Consider the following 20,269-nt stretch of genomic DNA (forward strand, 5'->3'; position numbering starts at 1 on the left):
CGACGCCTGGGTGAACCTTGAGATCGACGAGGCCGTGAACCCGAAAACCCGTCGCCGCTCCGGCCTTTATGGCCTCAAGCTGCTGATGAACGGCCGCGAGGTGGCGCGTGATCCCGATGATCCCGAGGCGCAGCTGCCGCGCACACTGGCAGAATGGCGCAAGGTGAACCGCACGGAAACCGACAATGGCCATTACAACTACCAGCTGCGGGTGACGATCCCCAGCGACGGCAAGGAGCTGGAGTTTTCCGCCTATGCCTTCAACGAGGATCGGGTGAAGAGCGAAAGCGCCTTTTTCTCGTGGAAGCCGCCGCGCCAGAAGCCGCGCCAGCGCCGGGCCTTCGTGCTGACCATCGGCGTGGATGCCTATGCCGAAAAGCGGCTGGACCTGAATTTCGCGGTGGCCGATGCCCGGCTGATCGGTGAACGACTGACCGCCATTCCCGGTTACGAGATGCGCCGCGCCAGCCTTACGACCAGCGCCACTCGCGCCGTCACCAGCGAGCATATCCAGAACGCCCTGTCGTTGCTGGGCGGCCTGCAGGTGGAAGCGGCCCGCGAGATGCTCACTGCGGCCGGCCATGATGTTGCCCAACTTGAGGAAGCCTCGCCCGATGATGTCGTCATCATCAGCTTTTCCGGCCACGGCTTTGCCGACAAGAGCGGCAATTTCGCCCTGCTGCCCTCCGATGCCCGCTGGCCGCTGAACAGCACCGGCCCGGCGCTGGACACCACGGTGACCGCCGATGATCTCACCTTGTGGCTGCGCTATATCAACGCCGGCGATATCGCCTTCATCATCGATGCCTGCCATTCGGGAGCCGCAGTCGACACGCCGGATTTCAAGCCCGGCCCGATGGGTGATCCCGGCCTTGGGCAACTGGCGTTCGACAAGCTGATCCGCATCCTCGCCGCCACACAGGCCGATGACGTGGCGCTGGAAAGCGCCAATCTGCGCCAGGGCCTGCTCACCGCCAGCCTGAGCGAGGGCCTTGAACCCGGCACCGGCAATTTGCGCGCCGACGAGAATGAAGATGGCGCGGTCGGCCTGGATGAATGGCTGCGCTATGCGGTGGAACGCTTGCCCTCCTTGAACGAGGAGGCACGGCGCGGCGGCACAGCGATGGCGGCGCGCGGCGTGCGCCTGGTGATGCGCACACCGGCCGCCCCGCCGCGCGTGCAGGAACCCAGCCTGTTCGATTTCAGCACGGAGGATTCACCCGTGATTGTGCGGAGGCGATGATGATGCTGCGGCTGATCCTTGCAATGCTGCTGGCACTGGCCAGCCCGGCGACCGCCCAAACGGCGGCGGCGCCCGTGACCCCAAAGATTGTCGTGCAGGCCGGGCCTACTCTGGGGATCGACGTGGCCACCTGGTCGGCCGACAGCCAGTTTGTCGTGACCGCGTCCGGCCTGAGCCGCGACTTGTGGGTGTGGGACGTGGCCCGCCAGGTGATCGTTGATCGTCTGCGCCTGCCCGCGGATCCCGGTTCGCCGGCGGAGTTCTTGCGGCTCAGGGCCATGCGGCTGGATGCCGATGGCCGCACGCTGCATATCGAGGGCGAGATTATTGATTCCAAGAGCGCCGATGGACGCCGAGGCCGGGCCTATGCCGTGGACATCATCACCCGCCGCATACAGCTGTTGCCACCGCCCGCGCTGGCACCGCTGGCCGCCGGCGAGACCTTCCAGCGCCGCCTGAAGCAATGGACGGAAGCACTTGATGCCCTTTATTTTGACGGTACTACGATGACCAAAGCCGCAGCGAATGCCCTGTTGCCGGCGCTGCCGGCATCACCCGATGGCCGCTGGCAGATGGTGCGTTCGGCACCCGGCTTTGCCCTGCGTGACCGCGACGGGAGTCTGCGCCCATTCACGATGAAGCAGAAAGTGCCCGAGTTGAACGATGCCGCCCTGTCGCCCGACGGGCGCACGCTTGGGATCGTGCACAACGCCGCCCTCTTTAACACGACAATAGTGGACATCTATGATGTGCTGTCGGGGCGGCTGCAACGGAAGCTCCAACTACCCGGCATCCTCCACAGGCTGCAATGGACCACCGAAAGCCGCTTTCTGCTGCATTCCGAAATTGACCTGGCTGATCCGCGCACCAATGCCAGCGGCGGCGAGCCCTCTGCGATGCTGATGGTCGATGCCGGCAGCGGACAGGTGCTGGAACGGCTGCCGCCCCGCTGCTTCGTGCGGCTGCTGCGCGATGGCAGCCTGATCGGGGCCGGATTGGCCAATTGTCGAAAGCGGGTTGGCAATGATCGCGCGCTGGTCCGGCTGGTGAAAGGCAAGTGGACGCCGCTCCCATCGGTAACAATTCCGAACGGCATGCTTGTCCGCGATATCGCGCCCAGTCCGCTTGGCGACCGGTTTGCGCTGTTGCTGCGCTATCCCGATAACGGTCACCAGATCGGCGTGATCGACATCGCCAGCGGCCGATTCACGGGCTTCCCCGTCGACAAGTCGGCAGATATCCTCAGGCTCGGCTTTTCCGGCAATGGCCAACGGGTCTGGATTGCCGGACAGTCGGGCGTGGCGGACTGGCTGCCCGATGCACCGGCACAAACCGAGAAGGACGGCAAGCCTGTCATCCGCGATTTCGAAGTGCCCATGGCGATACCTTCGACCTTTGCCGATGACGGCCGCCAGTTCCTGGCCAGCGGGTGGATGGAAGAGCGGATCGTGCGGGTTGATATCGCCACCGGCAAGCCGCTGCCACCGCTGGACTTTGTCGGTGCGACGGCACTGGGTTTCATGCCGGGCAAGCCGCTGATCTGGGCGGTATCGAGCAGTGCCGGCCTTCGGATGTGGGATAGCCGCAGCGGCGCGGTGGTGTTGACGACCAATTTCCTGGACGGCGAGGGCTTCGTCACGGTGGCCAGCGATGGCCGGTATGACACCAATCTCGGCCCGGACAGCGCGGCATTCCGCTGGTTCATGCCCGATGCTCCCTTCCAGTCGCTGGCACCGCAGACCTTCATGCGCGATTATTACGAGCCGAAACTCGTCACCAAGCTGATGGACTGCACCGCCGCCAACAGTTGCGCGCGGGTGCTGAAACCGGTGCCGCCGGTGGCCGGGCTCAACCGGCTGCTGCCCGACGTACGCATCACCGATATCAGGCCCGCCGACACGCCGGGGCAAGTGGTGGTGCGGGTGGAGGCCCGCGAAACCCGCGACGCGCAAAGCGGCCGGCGATCGGGCCTGTTCAACGTCAAGCTGCTGCTGGGCAATCGCCAGATCGCTCAGCAACCACCGCATTTCCAGCAACAGCCCAGCCCGACGCTGGCGCAATGGCGGGAACTGAACCAGATGGAAGGCGTGAATGCCGCCGGGGTCTGGTCCAGCGAATTCCAGGTGTCGGTGCCAACCCACCACGATGGCAAGCCAATGGAATTTGCTGCCTATGCCTTCAACAGCGACCGCGTGAAGAGCGACACCGCGCGGCGCAGTTGGACCCCGCCGGCCACATCTGCGCCAAAGCGGCCACGCCGCGCCTGGGTGCTGACCATCGGGGTGGATGACTATGTCGAACCCCGGCTCAAGCTGAATTTTGCCGTAGCCGATGCGCGGGTAATTGCGGAGCGGCTTGCCGCCATCCCCGGCTATGAAATGCGGCACATCAACCTGACCAGTGCCCCTGCTGGCGATGGCCGGCCCGCGCGGCAGGTGACGCGCGCCGATGTGATGGGCGTGCTCAGCTTCCTGGCGGGCTTTCCGCCAGAAATGAACCAGATGATCCGGCTGGAGGACGTGCACAAGGTGCGCAATCTGGCGGAAACCTCACCGGATGATATCGTCATCATCAGCTTTTCCGGGCACGGCTTTGCCACCGCTTCGGGCCAGTTTGCGCTGCTCCCGTCCACGGCGCGCTGGCCGGCCACCGCGGCTGCGCCGGAAACCCGATCCGTGATCACGGCAGAGGATCTCACCATCCAGCTGGGCTTCATGAAGGCCGCCGAAATCGCCTTCATCATCGATGCCTGCCATAGCGGCGCGGCGGTGAACACGCCGGATTTCAAGCCCGGCCCGATGGGCGATGCCAGCCTGGGCCAACTCGCCTTCGACAAGGGGCTGCGCATCCTGGCCGCAACGCAGGCCGATGATGTGGCGCTGGAAAATGCCGCCCTCAAACAAGGCTTCCTCACTGCGGCGCTTGGCGAGGGCCTCAGCGATACCGGCGGCCCGGCCGATCTGAACAGCGACGGACGCATCGTGCTGGATGAATGGCTGCGCTATGCCGTGGCACGGCTGCCGTCGCTCAACGATGAAGTACGGCGCGGCGGCGGTGCAATGGCGGCGCGCGGCGTGCGACTGGTGATGCGCACGCCCAGCGCCGCTCCACCAAAATCCCAGGAACCCAGCCTGTTCGATTTCAACTCTGCACCATCGCCGGTGGTGCTGCGCGGGAGAGCGACACAATGAAGACGCTGATGCTGGCCAGTGCCCTGCTGCTCGGCAGCGCCGCACAGGCAGAGGTGCGCGCGGTGTTCGTGGGCATCGACAAATATGAGAACAGCCGCGCCCATGTGCAGGGTGCCGGCTTTGACGATCTGTCGGGCGCGGTGGGCGATACGCGGCGGATCCGCGAGGCGCTGGCAGGGTCCCAGCGCCTGGATGTCGGCGCCATGCCCGATGATGCCAACTGCCGAACACAAAGCGCACTGGTGCATACGCTGATCAACAGCTGCGCCACCAAGGCCGCCATTCTTGGTGCCTGGAACCGGGCGCTGCAGGGCGCGCAGGTGGGCGATACGCTGCTGCTCTATTTCGCCGGGCACGGATCGCGTTTTCTGGATGATGCCACGCTGGATCAGGCCAGCCGCTACAACAGCACGTTGATGGCGCATGATGCGCGCCGGCCCGGTGCCGTGGCCGGGGCCGATATCCTTGATCACGAAGTGCGGCGTTTCATCGATCTGGCCACCTCGCGCGGGGTCAACATCGTCACCTGGTTCGACAGCTGCAACAGCGGCACCGCCAGCCGCGATGGCAACAGCGCTACCCGCACCGCGCCCGATCTGCGGGTGAGCGGCCTGGTGCCCATCAAAAGCCCGCTGCAATATGGCAGCTATGGCGCCTATCGCGTCCATCTCGGCGCGGCCGGCGATGGCCAGGATGCCAAGGAAGTGGGCGCCGTGGGCGCACGCGCCGGGGTGTTCACCACCGCGCTGTCAAACGCCATCATCGCCACGCCCAGGGCCAGTTTCGCCGATCTTGCCGCCCGCGTGGTGGAAGACGTGACGCGCGCCACCGGGGGTCGCCAGCGGCCGCACGCCGAAGGCGCGCTGCGCGCCACGCTGGGTGGCCCTGAAATCAAGGTGCCCACCTTCGAAGTGGTGCTGGATGGCGGCAAGCTGGTGATGGCCGGCGGCGGGCTGGTCGGCATCACGGTGGGATCGCGGTTCGACCTGTTTGCCAGCACCGGCAGCGCCCTGGGCGGCGGAAGCGGCCTGAAGGCGCACGTGGTCGAACTTTCGGCTGGCAGCGCCGTGCTGCAGCCGGAATCCGCGCTGCCGCCCGGCCTGCCCGGCCGATTGGTGGCGCGCGAGTTCGCCCATGATTTCGGCGGCCAGGTGCTGCGGCTGGCCGTGGCCGAACCGGCAGCACTGCCGGTGGTGCAGAAACTCGGCTTTGTCGCGCTCGATCCGGCCAGCCGCTTCCGCCTGGCGGCAGACGGCGGCGGCGTGCTGCTCAGCGGCCCGGCAGGGCCGCTGGCCCGGCTGCCGGCAGCCAGCGCCCCGCAGTTCGGCGTGCAACTGGCCGCCGCGCTCGAAAAGGTGGCGCGGGTGGAACAGTGGCTGGCCCGCCTGCAACCGCGCGATGGCGTGAGCCTGTGCGTGCAGAATGTCGACAACCCTGATGAGCTTGATCCCAAGTGGTGCCCGGATCAGCCGCCGGGCGGCCCGATCCTGAAGGTGGACAAGCCGATCATGGTCTCGGTCGTCAACAAGGCCCCGGCGCCGCGCTTTGTCACCGTGCTGGCGATCGGCGACAAATATAGCGTGACCCAGGTGCTGCCCGGCTTTGGCGCGCGCGATCCCGCCATTGATGCGGGCCAGGCCGTGCGCATCCCGCCCGGCCAGGAACTGTTGCCCGATGGCCCGGGAAGGCTGCGCTTTGTGGTGCTGTCCAGCGACAGGCCCTTGAATGCCGGCGTGCTGGAACAGAGCGATACCGACGTGATCGACGGGCAGGCCTGTCTCAGCCCGGTGGCGCGGCAATTCTGCCTGGGCGCCGATCGCGCCCGCGCCGGCGGCTGGAGCGAGGTCGGGCAATGGTCGGTGGGAATCGTCAATGCGGTGGTGAAGCCATGAAGATGCCGCTGCTGTTGGTCGGGGCCGGCCTGCTCATTGCCGCTCAGCCCCAGCCTGCGCCGCCACCGGAACCCGCGCCCGCCGCCGAAACGCCGCCTGCCGCCGACGATGAAGGCTCCCGCGTGGTCCGCGGCACGCCGGCCCCGCCCGGCAGTTCGCCCTGGCAGATCCAGGTCTATTTCAAGGTGCCGATGACCAGGAAGGAGATCGAAGCCGCCATCAAGCGCGCCGCCACCGAACCGGAACGGCAGGCCCTGCGCAGCATGGAAGACTGGGAACGTGATCATCTGTGCGGCGGCGCCCTGATCGACAAGGAATGGGCCCTGAGCGCCGCTCATTGCTTCGTTGCCGAGAAGGAGGTGCTGGTAAAACTGCCCAACATGGGTGTGCGGTTGGGCAATATCGATCTGAAGGCGGCAACGCCGATGAAGATCGATCGCATCATCGTGCACGGCGATTATCGCCGCTATGGCCACAAGCAGCACGATATCGCGCTGCTGCATCTGGTGCCCGACACCGCCACCAAAGCTGAAATTGCCGCCGCCGCCGCCCCGGTGCGCCTGATCGGCGCGCGCATGCGCCCGCTTGCCCCCGGTGATGATCTGAAGGTGACCGGCTGGGGCCATGTTTCGGAACGCAAGGCCGGCGCGACCCGTTCGGTGAGCGGCGACGCGATGCGATCATCGCAGGTGCTGCTGGAAGGCCGTCTGGAACTGCTCGACGAAGCCGAATGCCGCAAGGTGCCGGATTATGCCAAAACGCTCAATCCCGGCGTGCTCTGCGTCGGCTCCGGCACCCGCGAGCAGCAGGACAGTTGCCAGGGCGACAGCGGCGGGCCGCTCACCCGCCAGCGCGTGCTGGTCGGGCTGGTTTCAACCGGGGCCGGCTGTGGCCGCAAGGGCGTGCCGGCGCTCTATACCAATGTCGCCCATTATGCCGATTGGATCGCAGCCGTGCAGGAACAAGCCAAAGTGAAGGGCGTAACGCGCTGCGTGGTGAACGAGGCGGCCGGCGCCAAGCAACTGGCCTGTTCGGCGAAACTCAATCCGCCCCGAACAAATCGCGGGTGAACAATTTTTCGGCCACGTCGGCCAGATCGTCGCTCATGCGGTTGGCCAGGATCACGTCGGCCTCAGCCTTGAAGTCCTCAAGGTCGCGCACCACCCGTGATCCGAAGAACTGATCTTCGGCCAGCGCCGGTTCGTAGATGATCACCGGGATGCCGCGCGCCTTGATGCGCTTCATGATGCCCTGGATGGACGACTGGCGGAAATTGTCGCTGTTGGCCTTCATCACCAGCCGGTAGACGCCCACCGTACGCGGCTTGCGATCAAAGATGCGCTGCGCCAGGAAATCCTTGCGGGTGCGGTTGGCATCGACGATGGCGGCAATCAGATTCTGCGGCACCGCGCCATAATTGGCCAGCAACTGCTTGGTATCCTTGGGCAGGCAATATCCGCCATAGCCGAACGACGGGTTGTTGTAATGCAGACCGATGCGCGGATCGAGGCCGATGCCTTCGATGATCTGGCGCGTGTCCATGCCGGCGGCCATGGCGTAACTGTCCAGCTCGTTGAAGAAGGCGACGCGCATGGCGAGATAGGTGTTGGCAAACAGCTTGATGGCTTCGGCTTCGGCCGGATCGGTGAGCAGCACCGCCACGTCCTTCTTGGCCGCGCCTTCCAGCATCAGATCGGCAAACATCCGCCCGCGCGGGCCGGTATCGCCCACGATGATGCGCGACGGGTAGAGATTGTCGTTCAGCGCCCGGCCTTCGCGCAGGAATTCCGGCGAGAAAAACACATTGTCGCTGCCCAGATCGCGGCGCAGGCGGGTGATGAAACCCACCGGAATCGTCGATTTCGCCACGACAGAGGCTTGCGGATTGGCCGCCAGCACGGCGCGGGCGACATTTTCCACCGACGACGTGTCGAAATGGTTGGTGTGCGGATCATAATCGGTGGGCGTGGCGATCACCACCAGTTCGGCATCGCGGGCGGCGGCGGCCAGATCGGTTGTCGCCGTCAATTGCAGGGGCTTGTGGGCGAGAAACTCCTCCAGCTCGGCGTCCACGATCGGGCTCTTGCGGTTGTTGACCAGATCAACCCGCGCCACACTCACGTCCACCGCCGTCACCTGGTGGTGCTGTGCCAGCAGCACGGCATTCGACAGGCCGACATAGCCCAAACCAACCACGGCGATCTTCATGCTTCACTCCACGGCGCCGGCGATACCGGCAGCAAATTGCGATCTATCTGGCGCTTTGCGCCTGCTGTTGCAATGGCTTCAGCCCGCCGGCCCAGCCAACGGTGGCAGCGGCTTGCGATCGGCAGGATAGCCTGGAATCTGCGCCAGCGGCGGCGAACCGGTGATGGCATGGCTGGCCAGCTTGCCGCTCATCACCGTGCATTCGACGCTGCCGACATTGAGCCCGGTGTAGGCCCAGTCCCCGGCGATCACCAGATTGTGGAAATCCGTGTCCCACGCCACCAGCCGCGCCGCCGTGCTGCCCGGCGGCGAGGTGACATAGCGTTCGGTGGGATCGATGTTGGCGCGCCAGAACTGCGTTTCGAAATTCATCGGCCCGGCCAGCGCGGTGGGGCTGGTGTTGGCAAGCAGTCCGAAATTCATTTCCGGCTGGCCGCCCGGGCCGCCGCCCACCAGCATGGCGCCGGGCATCAGGCCGCCGATGGCCTTGTTCAGATAGTCGATGCAGGTCTGCTTCACCTGCGCGCGCACCCGGCCCGGATAGGCCGTGTCGGAAAACGGCGGCGGCGGGCCGGTTTCGGGCAGGCAATCGCAGAAATACCACAGCGATTTCGGCGTGATGTTCTTCGGCCAATCCTCCAGCGGAATCAGATGCTTCAACTCGGCATGGCCATCCAGCGGCGCATACCAGGTATCGGCCAGCGGCGTGCCAGTGGGCGGCAGCGGGATGGACCAACCCAGTTCCTCGTAAGTCCTGGTCAGCCAGATCTGCATGGCCTGGGTCTGCACTGTCGGCACGCCCTTGACCATCTTGTCCCAACGCTGCGATTTCTGGCGCAGCTGATCGGCCACATAAGGCACCGCGCCGATCGACAGCGCAAAGACCACCACATCGAAATCCACCCCGGCCTTCAGCGTGCGGGTCGCCACCGGAGCCCAAGGGGTCCACCAGCTTTCCAGGTCATAGTCCTTGCCCTGCATCTGGTCGCCCTCGACCAGCTGATCATAGAAGGGCTCTCCCGGCCACGATGGCAGGCCCTTCACGTCGAACAGCGGCTGATATTCGCCGCCGCCCTTCACCGTCGCCTGCACGCCGATGCGCACGCTGTCGATGCCCGTGCCGGCCGCGTCCACCAGCAGTTCTTCCACCTTGCTGAAGAATTCGAACTTCACGCCGCGCTTCTTCAGCACTTCATAAAGGGGCGCGATGATGGTCTCGCCGGTGCCAGCGGCAAAGGCATAAAGGACATGGCCGCAATAGGCGAAGCTGCGCAGGGTCCAGTGCGCATAGGCGCCGGCCGCCATCATCGATCGCCCTGCCGTGTCGCCATTCGGATATTGGTAGCTGAGGTTGACGGTGTTCAGCGCCAGCGGCGAAGCGATGGTTTCGGGCATGGCGCCGTGTGATTTCAACCAATCATCCCAATTCTGATCGTCAAGCCCATCCCAGCCCTTGGTCACCACATCGTCAACCAGCACGCCGTAAACGAGCGTGAAGACATAATCGATGATGATGACGATGTTGCCCAACTGCGCTTCATGCTGATCATGGGCTTGCTGCTGCAGCGGCCCGCGCGCGAAATGCCACAATTGCTTGACCACGTTCAGCGCCTGCAACGCCACCGCCCCCGAAAGATGGCCCTTCACCTGCACCAGCATGTCGTGGATGGTGATGCGCACATCGTTGGGGATGGCCGTTCCACCATGTTCGGCCAGCGCCGCGCTCAGCATCGCCAGCACCTTGTCGATCAGATCGATCACATCCAGCATCGCCTGGGGCTTGCCCGGATCGGGAAACAGCGTGTTTTCCGGGAAGCGCAGCGGAAACACGTGGGGCTGGCCGTCTTTCCAGTTGTACAGCTGCACGGTGTCGAGCGGGCGGAACGCGGTCTTGAAATCGGGGATGGGGCTGGTGCCCGGTCGACCCAGTTCGGCATAGACGGCCGCCATCATCGGCAGCGCGTTGAAATAGGCACCGCAAAACCCGTGGATGCCATGTTCCTCGATGCGCATGTTGGGACCGCGCGACGAAGCGCACTTGCCGCCCAGCCGCCAGCCCAGCGTGTGGATGGTCACCTCCACCCCCGGCGTGTTGGTCAGTTCGAACGCGGTGGTCAGCGCCGCAATGCCGCCGCCCAAAATCGCCACACGCTTGGTCATTGCCGGTTCCCCTTGAACTGCGCGCGTTCCTACCCCGTCCAGCCGGCCTGGCGCAGATGGCCGGCAAAAAGTTCAAGATGATCCGGATTGCTGAACGGATGGCCCAGCATCAGCCCCTTGAGATTGTAGCGTGGGTGCATTTCCGTCCCCTCGGCGCAGGCGGCGCGGGCCGCCTCCATCTGGCCAGCCGCCGCCGCACAGGCCGCCACCAGGAAATGCAGGAAGAAATAATCCGGCCGGCGGGCACAGGCGGCATTGGCGTGGCTGGCCGCCTCTTCGGCGCGGCCGGCAATCAGGCAGGCCACCGCCTTGCTGCGCAGCCACAGCCAATCGTGCGGATCATGGGGTGAAAGGGCGATGGCCGCATCACTGGCCGCCACTGCGCCATCGGTATCGCCATGAAAGGCCAGCACCCGGCCCAATTCGCCCTGCGCAGCGGCATTATAGGGGTTGAGCATCAGGGCGAGCCGCTGTTCGGCAATCGCCTTGTCAACCTGGCCGGTGAAGGCCATCACCATCCCCAGCGCATAATGGGCCGCCGCATCGCGCGGATTGGCCTCCACCGCCCGCTTGGCATAGCCGAGCGCATTGCCAAGCTTGGTCATCGGGTCTTTCAACGTGCCCGACCACACTTCGGCCAGTTCGGTCTGCGCCAGCAGCGCCAGCGTGGCGGCGTCATCGGGCGCCAGCTCCAGCGCCTGGGTCAGCAGTGCTTCGGCCTTTTGCAGATCGGCAATCTGGCTGCGCCAGAAATGATAGCGGCCGCGGATGAACAGGTTCCAGTGATTGAGGTTGCGACCGTTGCTGGCGCTCTGATTGCCGCGCACCGCCATTTTCTGTTCGCGGCCCAGCAATTCCGGTTCGATCGTGGCCACGATGGCGCGGGTAATCTCGTCCTGCACGGCAAACACGTCGATCAGTTCGCGGTCATAGCGGCCCTGCCAGATCACATCGTCGCTGTGCCCGTCCACCAGTTCAGCCACGACCCGCATGCCGTTGCCACCGCGCCGGATCTGGCCGCGCACCAGATAGCGTGTGCCCAGTTGCTGGCTGATGTCGGCCAGGTTCTGGCCATGCCACTCGATGGTCAGGCTCGATTGCCGGCCCGAAACCTTCATCAGCCGGGATTTGGCAAGGCCGCTGATGATGTCGTCGCACATGCCTTCGGCAAAATAGGCTTCTTCCAGATTGCCCGGCGGGTGGCGGAACATCAGCACGGCAATGCCGGGGCGCTCCTCCTGCGCGGCAGCCGTCTTGTCGACCCGGCGGCGCACATCCTTCAGAAAGGCCTGGAAATCCGTATCATCGCTGTTGCCGCGCCAGTCGATCAGATCGGCGGTCTGCACCAGTTCGAACATGATCGGGCGGTCGGCCGCATCGATCATCACCGGCATCAGCGTCTTCTTGCGATCGGCCACCGTGGCTTCGGCCCGCACCCAGCGTGAGCTGACCGACGTGTCAGACCACAGCACCACCACGGCGCGGGCATCGCGCAGCGCCGCTTCTGTCACTTCATCATAGGCTTCGCCCGATTTCAGATGCGGATCCCACCACACCGACAGGCCGGCGGCTTCGAACGCCTTGACGAAAGGGCGCGCGCGGTTCTGATCGACCCGGCTGTAGGAGAGAAAGATATCAGGCACGCGGCATTTCACCCCGCCCGGGCTCGCGGTGGATGCCCCTCCCCGCTGCCAACTTCCCCGCCTCCAGCACCATTTGTCCCTCTGCCGCCCACTCCCGACGACGTGGGGGAAGTTATAGCCACAAATATGTCAAAATACATTTCAATTTATTGACAAATGGTCAGCCGGCCGCGCTTTCGCGTCTGGCAGGCCTCAATCTTCCGGCGGTTGATGCAGCCAGGCGGCGTGCTTGGGCGCCCGCCGGGTTTCGCGCCATTCGGCCAGCATCGCCGGCGCCACCGCCTTCAGTTCGGCATATTGATCGGCGGTGCCGATATTGCAGGCCAGTTCCAGGCGATGGCCGTTGGGATCGAAGAAATAGATCGACTTGAAGATGCCATGCCAGGTTGGACCCAGCACATCGATGCCCTGCGCTTGCAGATGCGCCTTGGCGCTGAGCAGTTCGGCCTCGTTCTCCACTTCAAAGGCGATATGCTGCACCCAGGCCGGGGTGTTCGGGTCCTTGCCCATCTCCGGCTGGTTCGGCAGTTCAAAGAACGCCAGCACATTGCCGCCGCCGCAATCGAGGAAGACGTGCATATAGGGATCATAGGCACCGGTGGACGGCACATGATCCTCGGCAAAGGCGGTCGTGTAGGTCATGCCCAGCGTTTTCGCATACCATTCCACCGTTTCGGCGGCATCGCGGCAGCGATAGGCGACATGGTGGATGCGCTTGAGGTTCGGTATCATTCCGCCGGTTCCTCGACTTGCAAAACACCCCGCCGCACCTGGTCACGCTCCATGCTTTCAAACAGCGCCTTGAAATTGCCTTCGCCAAAGCCTTCATCACCCTTGCGCTGGATGAACTCGAAGAACACCGGGCCCACCATCGTCTCGGAGAAAATCTGAAGCAGCAGGCGCTTTGAGCCATCCGTGGTGCCATCGAGCAGGATGCCGCGCTGCTGCAAGGCTTCCACCGGCTCGCCGTGCCCAGGCAGGCGTTCGGCCAGCATCTCGTAATAAGTGGCGGGCGGCGGCGTCATGAACGGGGTGCCGATGGCCTTCAGCCGGTCCCACACGCCGAGCAGATCATCACAGGCAAAGGCGATATGCTGGATGCCCTCGCCGTTGTAGGCGCGCAGGAATTCCTCGATCTGGCCGCCACCGCCCCTGCCCTCTTCATTCAAGGGGATGCGGATCTTGCCATCGGGCGCGGTCATCGCCTTGCTGGTCAGCCCGGTATATTCGCCCTTGATGTCGAACCAGCGGATCTCGCGGAAACCGGCGATGCGCTCGTAAAACGCCGCCCAGTGCGCCATGCGCCCGCCATAGACATTGTGGGTAAGGTGATCGATGACCTGCAGCCCGGCGCCAACCGGGTTGCGCTCCACACCAGCTTCATACACGAAATCAATGTCGTAGATGGAAAGATCATCGCCATAGCGATCGATCAGATAGATGATCGAACCGCCGATGCCGCGGAAACCCGGCAGCCGCAGTTCCATCGGCCCGGTGCGGCTTTCCACCGGCTCGGCACCGCGCTCCAATGCCTCGGCATAGGCCTTTGCCGCATCCTTCACCCGCCAGCCCATGCCGCAGGCCGATGCGCCATGTTCGGCGGCGAAATACCAGGCCGGGCTGTGCTTTTCATAATTGGCGATCAGGTTGATGCCGCCCTGCCGCCACAGCTGCACATCCTTGGAACGGTGATGCGCGACCTGGGTAAAGCCCATCGCGGCGAACACCGGTTCCAGTATGCCCTTGGTGGGCGCGCAGAACTCGATGAACTCAAAGCCATCAAGGCCCAGCGGATTGTCGAACAGATCGGCCATCGTGGATGCTCCCGCGTGAAACTGGGCGCGATGATAGCGGATTTCGCCCTCATTGTCCGTGCGAGTTGCCGGGCTGAAGCCGCATTTCACGCACAGTCCGTGCGTCTAACCGCAAATTCACGCAACAGCAGCGCAGATCACACCGGAACAGTGAAATGCTTGCCGGCAAACACCGCCTGCCAGCTTTCGATTTCCGACACCACAACTTCATCGGCAGCATGGGCCAGATCAGACAGGCTGCCATAATCCAGCGCATGATCGGGGGCCGCCCGCAGCAGGCAGGCGCGCCGATGCACCCCGTCCAGCTTTTCGGCCGAAATCCGGCTGATCGCGGCAAAACGATCGAAATCACCGAAATAGCGGATGCCCGCCACCGCGCCGCCAACCGTGGGGAACATCACGCCCAGGAAGGTGAACAGCTTGGCGGTCTTTTCCGCCAGCACGGTCGGCACCACGCCCAGCGCACCGCCGGCCCACATCAGCAGCCACAACGCCACGGCTACCACGGCGAGCTGGAAGGAAACGATCGACACGCGATCCAGCCGGTGATGCACCGTGTCCAGCCGCACGGCCTTGACGCGGTGATAATCGCGCTGGCCGGCCAGGTGCGGGATCAGCAGCCCATCCAGCACGGCCCGCAGCCAGGCCTGACCGATGGTGGCCGGCGGCAGGCCCACTTCGCGCAAGGCGTGGCGGGCGTGATATTCCGGCCAGCCGGCGCGATCCCCAAAGCCGCCCTTGGGCCAGCGCCCTGGCGGCCGCGACACACCCAACGCCAGCAGGAACGGCGCATGGCGCAGATATTCCGCCGCGCGCCGGGTTTCGAACCAGTGATCATGCCAGCGATGGCGCTTGGCCAGCGACGTGGTGAGCACGATGGTGCCGAGCAGCAGGAATTCCGCCGCTGCAAACAGATGTTTCCATTCCGGCCCGGCGGTGGGCAGATAGGCCATGCCGGCCATGACCGCGAGGCCCGACATGATGAAATTGGCGACCATGCCGCCGCGATATTGATCGGAAAAGCGCGTGGAAATGCCATCGGCCCAGGCAAAGCGCTGCAGCACGGCCCGGCCGATGGCGCGCGGCCAGGCAGGATCGGCGCCGGGCAGGCCGGCCAGGGCCTGCAGCACCGCGGCGCCGCTGCCACTGGCGATGGCTGCGGGGGGTTCGTGCACCATGCGCAGCGATCGCCACGGCCGGCCGCTGCCGCCAAACAGCGTTTCCACCCGGCGATAGCCGTGGAACAGCGGATTGCTGGTTGCCCGCCACGCCGCCGGGGCCAGCGCCAGCGCCGCCGCATCTTCATCGGCCGGGTGCAGCGCCGCGGCAATCGCGGCCAGCAGCCGGGCATCGCGGTCATCAGGATCCGGCAGCTGATCGACCGGCTGGTCCAGCGCCTCCAGATCGGAAATCAGCCGCCAGGCTTCGGGATGGCGGGCATCGATCAGCACCACGCCGGCGCCGGCAACCAGGGCGCTGGCCAGCGTGTGGCCGGTGCCGCCCACTGCATCGCGGCTGGCGCCATCCCACACGGCAATCATCAGATCGGATTGTTCGATCATCACCCGCCCGGCCAGCGCCACCCGGCGCGACGCGGCGCTGGCATAGCGCTGGGCCGCCGCGACATCGGAGGGTGCATCCACCATGGCGAGATACAGCGCGGCGATGGCCGCATCGGCATCGGCCATTTCGAACAGCCGCGCCCGGGTTTCCAGCTCGGCGATGGCGCTTGCGCGTACCGCCGTCTCCGGTGCCAGCGCCGGTTTGCCGGCCAGCAGCAGCCGGGCATCGGCCGGGCTGGCCGGATGGGCATTGATGGCCTGGTTGAGCGCGCGACCGAACGGCAGTGGCGCCACCAAGTCCCAGTTGCGCGCCAGGGCGCCATGGGCCGCCAGTTGATCGGTGCCATCGGCCAGCAGGCTGTGCAGCCGCACCCGCGCCGGGCCGGCTGCCGCCGCGATGACGGTAAAGATCTGCTCCATCACCGCAGCAATGCGGGGTTCGTGCGCGACGAAATCGGCATTGTTGGCGCGATGCCCCGTTACCCCCAACGACAGGATCAGTGGCGGCGCCGGCGGCACAGCAAGGGGAGAGGTTTCGGCCATCGACCGCAGATTCCTTTGCTTCGCCGCCAAAGACAACCGGCAAAATGCCGCCGCAACACGATTTGGCTTTCGCAATGCCGAAAAAATCCGGCAATAAGAAGCAAGCACAAGCAGCGAGGCTTGAGGGGTCGTAACGCATGAACAGCGGGGATGTCGAGCAGGGCAAGGGAGGCGGGCCGGCTGGCGACGCGCCTCGTCTGCAGCTGTTCTTCAGCTATTCCCGCACCGATCAGAAACAGGCGATGCCGCTGATCCGCGCGTTGGAACAGCAAGGCTTTGCTGTGTGGTGGGATGGCTTGCTGGAAGGCGGCGACAATTTCCTGCCCACCACTGAGGCCGCACTGCAGAATGCGGATGCGGTGGTGGTGCTGTGGAGCAAGACATCAATCGACAGCCACTGGGTGCGCGACGAGGCAACCGTGGGCCGCGAGCGCCGCCGCCTGGTGCCGCTGTCGATGGATGGCAGCCAACCGCCGCTGGGCTTCCGCCAGTTCCAGCTGATCGACATGGCCAGATGGAACGGCAAGGCCAATGCGCCCGAACTGCGCCGTATCAGCAGCGCGATTGCCGCCGTTTCCGGCGCGCCAGCCACCGGCAGCAGTCCGCCAGCCGCCGGCAACAGGCCGGCACCAGCCGGCAGCGCGGGGCCACTGGCCGGCAGCAGCAATCGCCGTAACCTGTTGATCGGGGCTGCTTTTTTGGTCGGCGGCGGCAGTTTTGCGGCCTGGCGCTGGCTGCGTCCGGAAACGGCGCCAGACGTCGCCAACAGCATTGCCGTGCTGCCGTTCCGCAACCTGTCCGGCCGCCGCGATCAGGATTATTTCGCCGAAGGCATTGCCGAGGAACTGCGCACCACCCTCAGCCTCAACCGGCAGTTGCTGGTTTCCGGCTCCGCCTCGGCGGGCGGCTTTCGCAACCCCGAACCCGACACCCGCCAGGTGGCCCGGACGCTGGGTGTGTCCAACCTGCTGATGGGCTCGGTGCGGCCAAGCGAGAACCGGGTGCGCATCACGGCGCGGCTGGTGGATGGCAATACCGGCCTTGAACGCTGGAGCCAGTCCTTTGATCGAGCCATGGCCGATGTGCTTGCCGTACAAGCAGAAATTGCCACCACCGTTGCCGATGCGCTGATCTCGACGCTGGCCAAGGACGAAAGCTGGAGCGCCGAACGGCCGGGCAGCACGCGCAACGCCGCCGCCTTCGATTCCTATGTGAAGGGACAAGCACTTTATCAGATCGGCGGTGGCAGCAGCAGTGATGCACAGGCGCTGGCCGCCTTCGACAAGGCGATCGCGAACGATCCGGACTATGCCGCAGCCTATGCCGCCCGAGCCCGTACGCTGGCCGCCATTGCCAATCAGGAAGCCGATGTCGCCCGTGCAGCCACCCGTCGTCGGGACGCGCTGGCCAGCGCCCGCAAGGCCATAGCGTTGGCGCCCGACATGCCCGAAGGCCATGCCGCGTTGGGCTTTCTGCTGATGAGCCAGCTCGATATCGGGTCGGCAAAGCCGGCCTATCAGCGCAGCTTCGAACTTGGTTTGGGCAATGCGTCGATCCTGTCTGCCTTTGCCGAATTTTCCAGCAATATTGGAGACTTCGCCAATGCGAACGCCGCGATCAAGCGCGCTGCGCGGCTGGATCCCCTGAGTGCGTCGGTGTTCCGCAATGCCGGCATGATCGCCTTTGCCGCCAAGGATAGCAGCGCCGCCCGCGTCGCACTGGAAACGGCGCTTTCGCTGAACCCGCGTCAGGGGATCGTGCACTATGTTCTGGGCGACATGGCGTTGATGGCGGGCGATGTCACGCAGGCACGTCGTTGTTATGAAGCCGAACCCAGCCGGCTTTCGCAGTTGCGCGGGTTGGCCATTACCGATGCCCGGCTGTCGGGCCCCGCAGCCGGTGAAGCCCAAATGGCCAAGCTGGTGGCGGAATATGGCGACGGCGGCCTCTACCAGCAGGCACAGGTGCTGGCGCAATGGGGCCGCATCGACATGGCCCTGACCACGCTGGAACGGGCGCTGGCCTTGCGCGATTCCGGGTTGGTGCTGGCGCTGAATGATCCCTTGCTGGATCCGTTGCGATCTCAAGCCCGATTCCAGGCCGTGCTGGCCCGTATCGGCTTCAACAGCCCAAGTTGAACAGCGCGATCCGGGGTTGCCGAGAAACAACAGGCGGTGCAGGATCGTTGCTCGCCCTTGCCGGGCGAGCGTGATTAGTCCGTTCCAGCCACTTTTTTGGGGGAAACACGATGAAGAAGATGATGACGCTGGCCGGCGCCGTGCTGGCCACCAGCCTGTTGGCCGCTTGCGGCGAAAAGAAGGCCGAAGAAGCACCAGCCGCCGAAGCGCCGGCTGCTGAAGCCACCACTGAAGCTGCGCCGCCGGCTGATGCAATGGCTCCTGCCGCCGACGCGGCTCCTGCCGCCGATGCACCGCCAGCCGAAGGCGGCGATGACCGCGGAGGCAACGACGTCAGCCGCGGCGCCCAGTAACCATCGGCGGCCTTGTTGGCCGCTGCTCCTGCTGGCGCTGGCTGGCCCCGCCTGGGGGCAGCCAGCGCCAGGTTCGGTAAACGCAGTTCCGGCGGCAGTGGCTGGAACTGGTTTTGCGGCGCTTGATGCCGAGCTTCCAGACCCGCTGCCCTCGCAAACCCTGGCCCTGTTCGCCGCTCTGGATGTATCCGGCCGCAGGGCGATCTCGGCTTTGCTGCCGTGGCTCCCAGATGGCCGGGCAGGCGCCTTTTTCACCACCCTCGCCGGCGCTCCGGACCACGAGCAAACCGCCACCATCCAGCTGCTGTCCCGGCTGAGCAAAGAGCAGGCAATGGGCACGGGAATCCTGTTGCAGTCCTTTGGCGACGAGTCGTGGCCAGACTTCTTCGCTCTGGCAGCGGCCCTGCCAGGCGAGGCTCCGTTCAACCCGTCCACTCCTGGCGAGGGGTGCCTGGCCATTGCCACGACGGCCAATGCGCAGGATCGATGCCTTGCCGCAGCCGGTGCCTTTCGCCCTCCCGAGATGAATCCGCAAGGCCCGGGGATGACGCTGGCAGAGGCCGGCACCGCCCCCTGGCAGGCGCAGATTTTCCGCTCTGGTGCCGATGCGGCCAACCGGCTGTCGCCGCGCGGTCGCGCCCGGCAACGCCTGCGCTCACCAAGGGATGAATTGCCCGACCACGCCGTCTTGCACCTGTGTGGCGGGGTATTTCTGGGCGAAGGCCTGGTGCTGACCGCCGCCCACTGCATTGGCGACTGGGCCCGCTACAACGGCGAGTTCTTCGAACAACGCCAAGTGCGCTTGGGCACGAGGGACATCGATAGCGGCGGCCAGATCTGGTCGATCAAGGCCGTCGTGCGCCATGGTGACTATGCAGCTGCCACTTCGGGCAACGACATTGCCCTGCTGCTGTTGGACGGCCCACCTGCAGGCGAGGAAAGGGAAACAATCACTCCGGCTCGTCTGCCCAAACGTCCGGCGCGGGTTGGAACCAGTGTGCGCCTTACCGGCTGGGGCGTCACCGGGGTTACCGAATTTGGCAGTGCCGGCCGGGATGTGGAAGGGAAGCTGCAAAGCAGTTCGCGCTATCTGCGGGTGGGAACGATAAGGGTGCAGCGGCCGGCCGACTGCAACAGCAACGAGAATTTCCGCAGCCGCAGATACCGGCTGGTTGCCGGGCAAATCTGCGCCGGTTCACCCGATGGCGTCGATGCCTGCAAGGGTGACAGCGGCGGCCCGCTGGTGCGGTTGGCCGCCACACGGTCAGGTTTTCAACCGGTTCGTCCCTTCGAAGTGGTGGCGCTCGTCTCCTATGGCCCCGGCTGCGGCCTGGCCAGAACGCCGGGCGTCTATACCGATGTTCACCATTTCGCCGATTGGGTGGCCGGTGCCCGCGCCCAGTTCCAACCCGGCCGGATCATCGATTGGGTGCCGGGCCGCTGCCTCCACGACAATGCCGAAATCACCTGCGCAACGGCACCGGACACGCGGGGCACCGCTCGGCCTTGATCGGCGCACAGG

General features: G+C 65.2%; 13 protein-coding genes. 7 read left to right on the forward strand and 6 right to left on the reverse strand.

Annotated features, from left to right (window positions below; genetic code table 11):
* From RT662_RS12920 to RT662_RS12935, 4 genes are all read left to right on the forward strand, one after another.
* Window positions 1-1,243, forward strand: a 1,243-nt coding sequence (locus RT662_RS12920; protein ID WP_313671113.1) for a caspase family protein, incomplete at its 5' end; no start/stop codon positions are given.
* A gap of 2 nt (window positions 1,244-1,245) precedes the next feature.
* A complete protein-coding gene (locus RT662_RS12925; RefSeq protein WP_313671114.1) occupies window positions 1,246-4,434 on the forward strand; it encodes a caspase family protein in 3,189 nt (1,062 codons plus the stop codon).
* Window positions 4,431-6,326 (forward strand): caspase family protein, encoded by a 1,896-nt coding sequence (locus RT662_RS12930; RefSeq protein WP_313671115.1) that lies wholly within the window; start codon window positions 4,431-4,433, stop codon window positions 6,324-6,326. The genes RT662_RS12925 and RT662_RS12930 overlap by 4 nt, the downstream gene beginning before the upstream one ends.
* Window positions 6,323-7,396 (forward strand): serine protease, encoded by a 1,074-nt coding sequence (locus RT662_RS12935; RefSeq protein WP_313671116.1) that lies wholly within the window; start codon window positions 6,323-6,325, stop codon window positions 7,394-7,396. Before RT662_RS12930 ends, RT662_RS12935 begins: the two co-directional genes overlap by 4 nt.
* Here RT662_RS12935 and RT662_RS12940 read toward each other — a convergent pair.
* From RT662_RS12940 to RT662_RS12965, 6 genes are all read right to left on the reverse strand, one after another.
* Window positions 7,368-8,534, reverse strand: coding sequence for a nucleotide sugar dehydrogenase (locus tag RT662_RS12940; protein WP_313671117.1), 1,167 nt, complete (start codon window positions 8,532-8,534; stop codon window positions 7,368-7,370). The genes RT662_RS12935 and RT662_RS12940 overlap by 29 nt on opposite strands.
* Window positions 8,535-8,612: 78 nt before the next feature.
* Window positions 8,613-10,694, reverse strand: coding sequence for an NAD(P)-binding protein (locus tag RT662_RS12945; RefSeq protein WP_313671118.1), 2,082 nt, complete (start codon window positions 10,692-10,694; stop codon window positions 8,613-8,615).
* Between the two features lie 29 nt (window positions 10,695-10,723).
* Window positions 10,724-12,337: a TIR domain-containing protein gene (locus RT662_RS12950; protein ID WP_313671119.1), complete on the reverse strand. Its 1,614-nt coding sequence runs from the start codon at window positions 12,335-12,337 to the stop codon at window positions 10,724-10,726.
* 192 nt (window positions 12,338-12,529) lie between these two features.
* Window positions 12,530-13,069, reverse strand: coding sequence for a VOC family protein (locus RT662_RS12955; RefSeq protein ID WP_313671120.1), 540 nt, complete (start codon window positions 13,067-13,069; stop codon window positions 12,530-12,532).
* A complete protein-coding gene (hppD, locus tag RT662_RS12960) occupies window positions 13,066-14,151 on the reverse strand; it encodes a 4-hydroxyphenylpyruvate dioxygenase (RefSeq protein WP_313671121.1) in 1,086 nt (361 codons plus the stop codon). Before hppD ends, RT662_RS12955 begins: the two co-directional genes overlap by 4 nt.
* A 137-nt stretch (window positions 14,152-14,288) precedes the next feature.
* On the reverse strand, window positions 14,289-16,256 hold the full coding sequence (locus tag RT662_RS12965) for a hypothetical protein (protein ID WP_313671122.1): 1,968 nt from the start codon (window positions 16,254-16,256) through the stop codon (window positions 14,289-14,291).
* Window positions 16,257-16,393: 137 nt separating this feature from the next.
* Between RT662_RS12965 and RT662_RS12970 the strand changes: the two genes are divergently transcribed.
* The 3 genes from RT662_RS12970 to RT662_RS12980 all read left to right on the forward strand — a co-directional run bounded on the left by RT662_RS12970 (window position 16,394) and on the right by RT662_RS12980 (window position 20,257).
* The gene (locus tag RT662_RS12970) at window positions 16,394-18,394 is read left to right on the forward strand and encodes a TIR domain-containing protein (RefSeq protein WP_313671123.1); all 2,001 of its coding nucleotides are present in this window, start codon (window positions 16,394-16,396) and stop codon (window positions 18,392-18,394) included.
* 110 nt (window positions 18,395-18,504) lie between these two features.
* Complete coding sequence (locus RT662_RS12975; protein ID WP_313671124.1) at window positions 18,505-18,747, forward strand: hypothetical protein; 243 nt, start codon at window positions 18,505-18,507, stop codon at window positions 18,745-18,747.
* A 523-nt stretch (window positions 18,748-19,270) separates the two neighbouring features.
* Entirely contained in the window at window positions 19,271-20,257 is a 987-nt protein-coding gene (locus RT662_RS12980) for a serine protease (protein ID WP_313671125.1), read from the forward strand.
* The last annotated feature ends 12 nt before the right edge of the window (window positions 20,258-20,269 follow it).

The sequence above is a fragment of the Sandarakinorhabdus sp. genome (assembly GCF_032115815.1).
Taxonomy (GTDB): domain Bacteria; phylum Pseudomonadota; class Alphaproteobacteria; order Sphingomonadales; family Sphingomonadaceae; genus Sandarakinorhabdus.

Bases quoted from the DNA above. Each gene is read 5' to 3' on its own strand.
- RT662_RS12925 (WP_313671114.1), top strand. From the start codon at position 1,246: ATGCTGCGGCTGATCCTTGCAATGCTGCTGGCACTGGCCAGCCCGGCG.
- RT662_RS12965 (WP_313671122.1), bottom strand. From the start codon at position 16,256: ATGGCCGAAACCTCTCCCCTTGCTGTGCCGCCGGCGCCGCCACTGATC.
- RT662_RS12970 (WP_313671123.1), top strand. From the start codon at position 16,394: ATGAACAGCGGGGATGTCGAGCAGGGCAAGGGAGGCGGGCCGGCTGGC.
- RT662_RS12955 (WP_313671120.1), bottom strand. From the start codon at position 13,069: ATGATACCGAACCTCAAGCGCATCCACCATGTCGCCTATCGCTGCCGC.
- RT662_RS12975 (WP_313671124.1), top strand. From the start codon at position 18,505: ATGAAGAAGATGATGACGCTGGCCGGCGCCGTGCTGGCCACCAGCCTG.
- RT662_RS12940 (WP_313671117.1), bottom strand. From the start codon at position 8,534: ATGAAGATCGCCGTGGTTGGTTTGGGCTATGTCGGCCTGTCGAATGCC.
- RT662_RS12945 (WP_313671118.1), bottom strand. From the start codon at position 10,694: ATGACCAAGCGTGTGGCGATTTTGGGCGGCGGCATTGCGGCGCTGACC.
- RT662_RS12935 (WP_313671116.1), top strand. From the start codon at position 6,323: ATGAAGATGCCGCTGCTGTTGGTCGGGGCCGGCCTGCTCATTGCCGCT.
- RT662_RS12930 (WP_313671115.1), top strand. From the start codon at position 4,431: ATGAAGACGCTGATGCTGGCCAGTGCCCTGCTGCTCGGCAGCGCCGCA.
- hppD (WP_313671121.1), bottom strand. From the start codon at position 14,151: ATGGCCGATCTGTTCGACAATCCGCTGGGCCTTGATGGCTTTGAGTTC.
- RT662_RS12980 (WP_313671125.1), top strand. From the start codon at position 19,271: ATGAATCCGCAAGGCCCGGGGATGACGCTGGCAGAGGCCGGCACCGCC.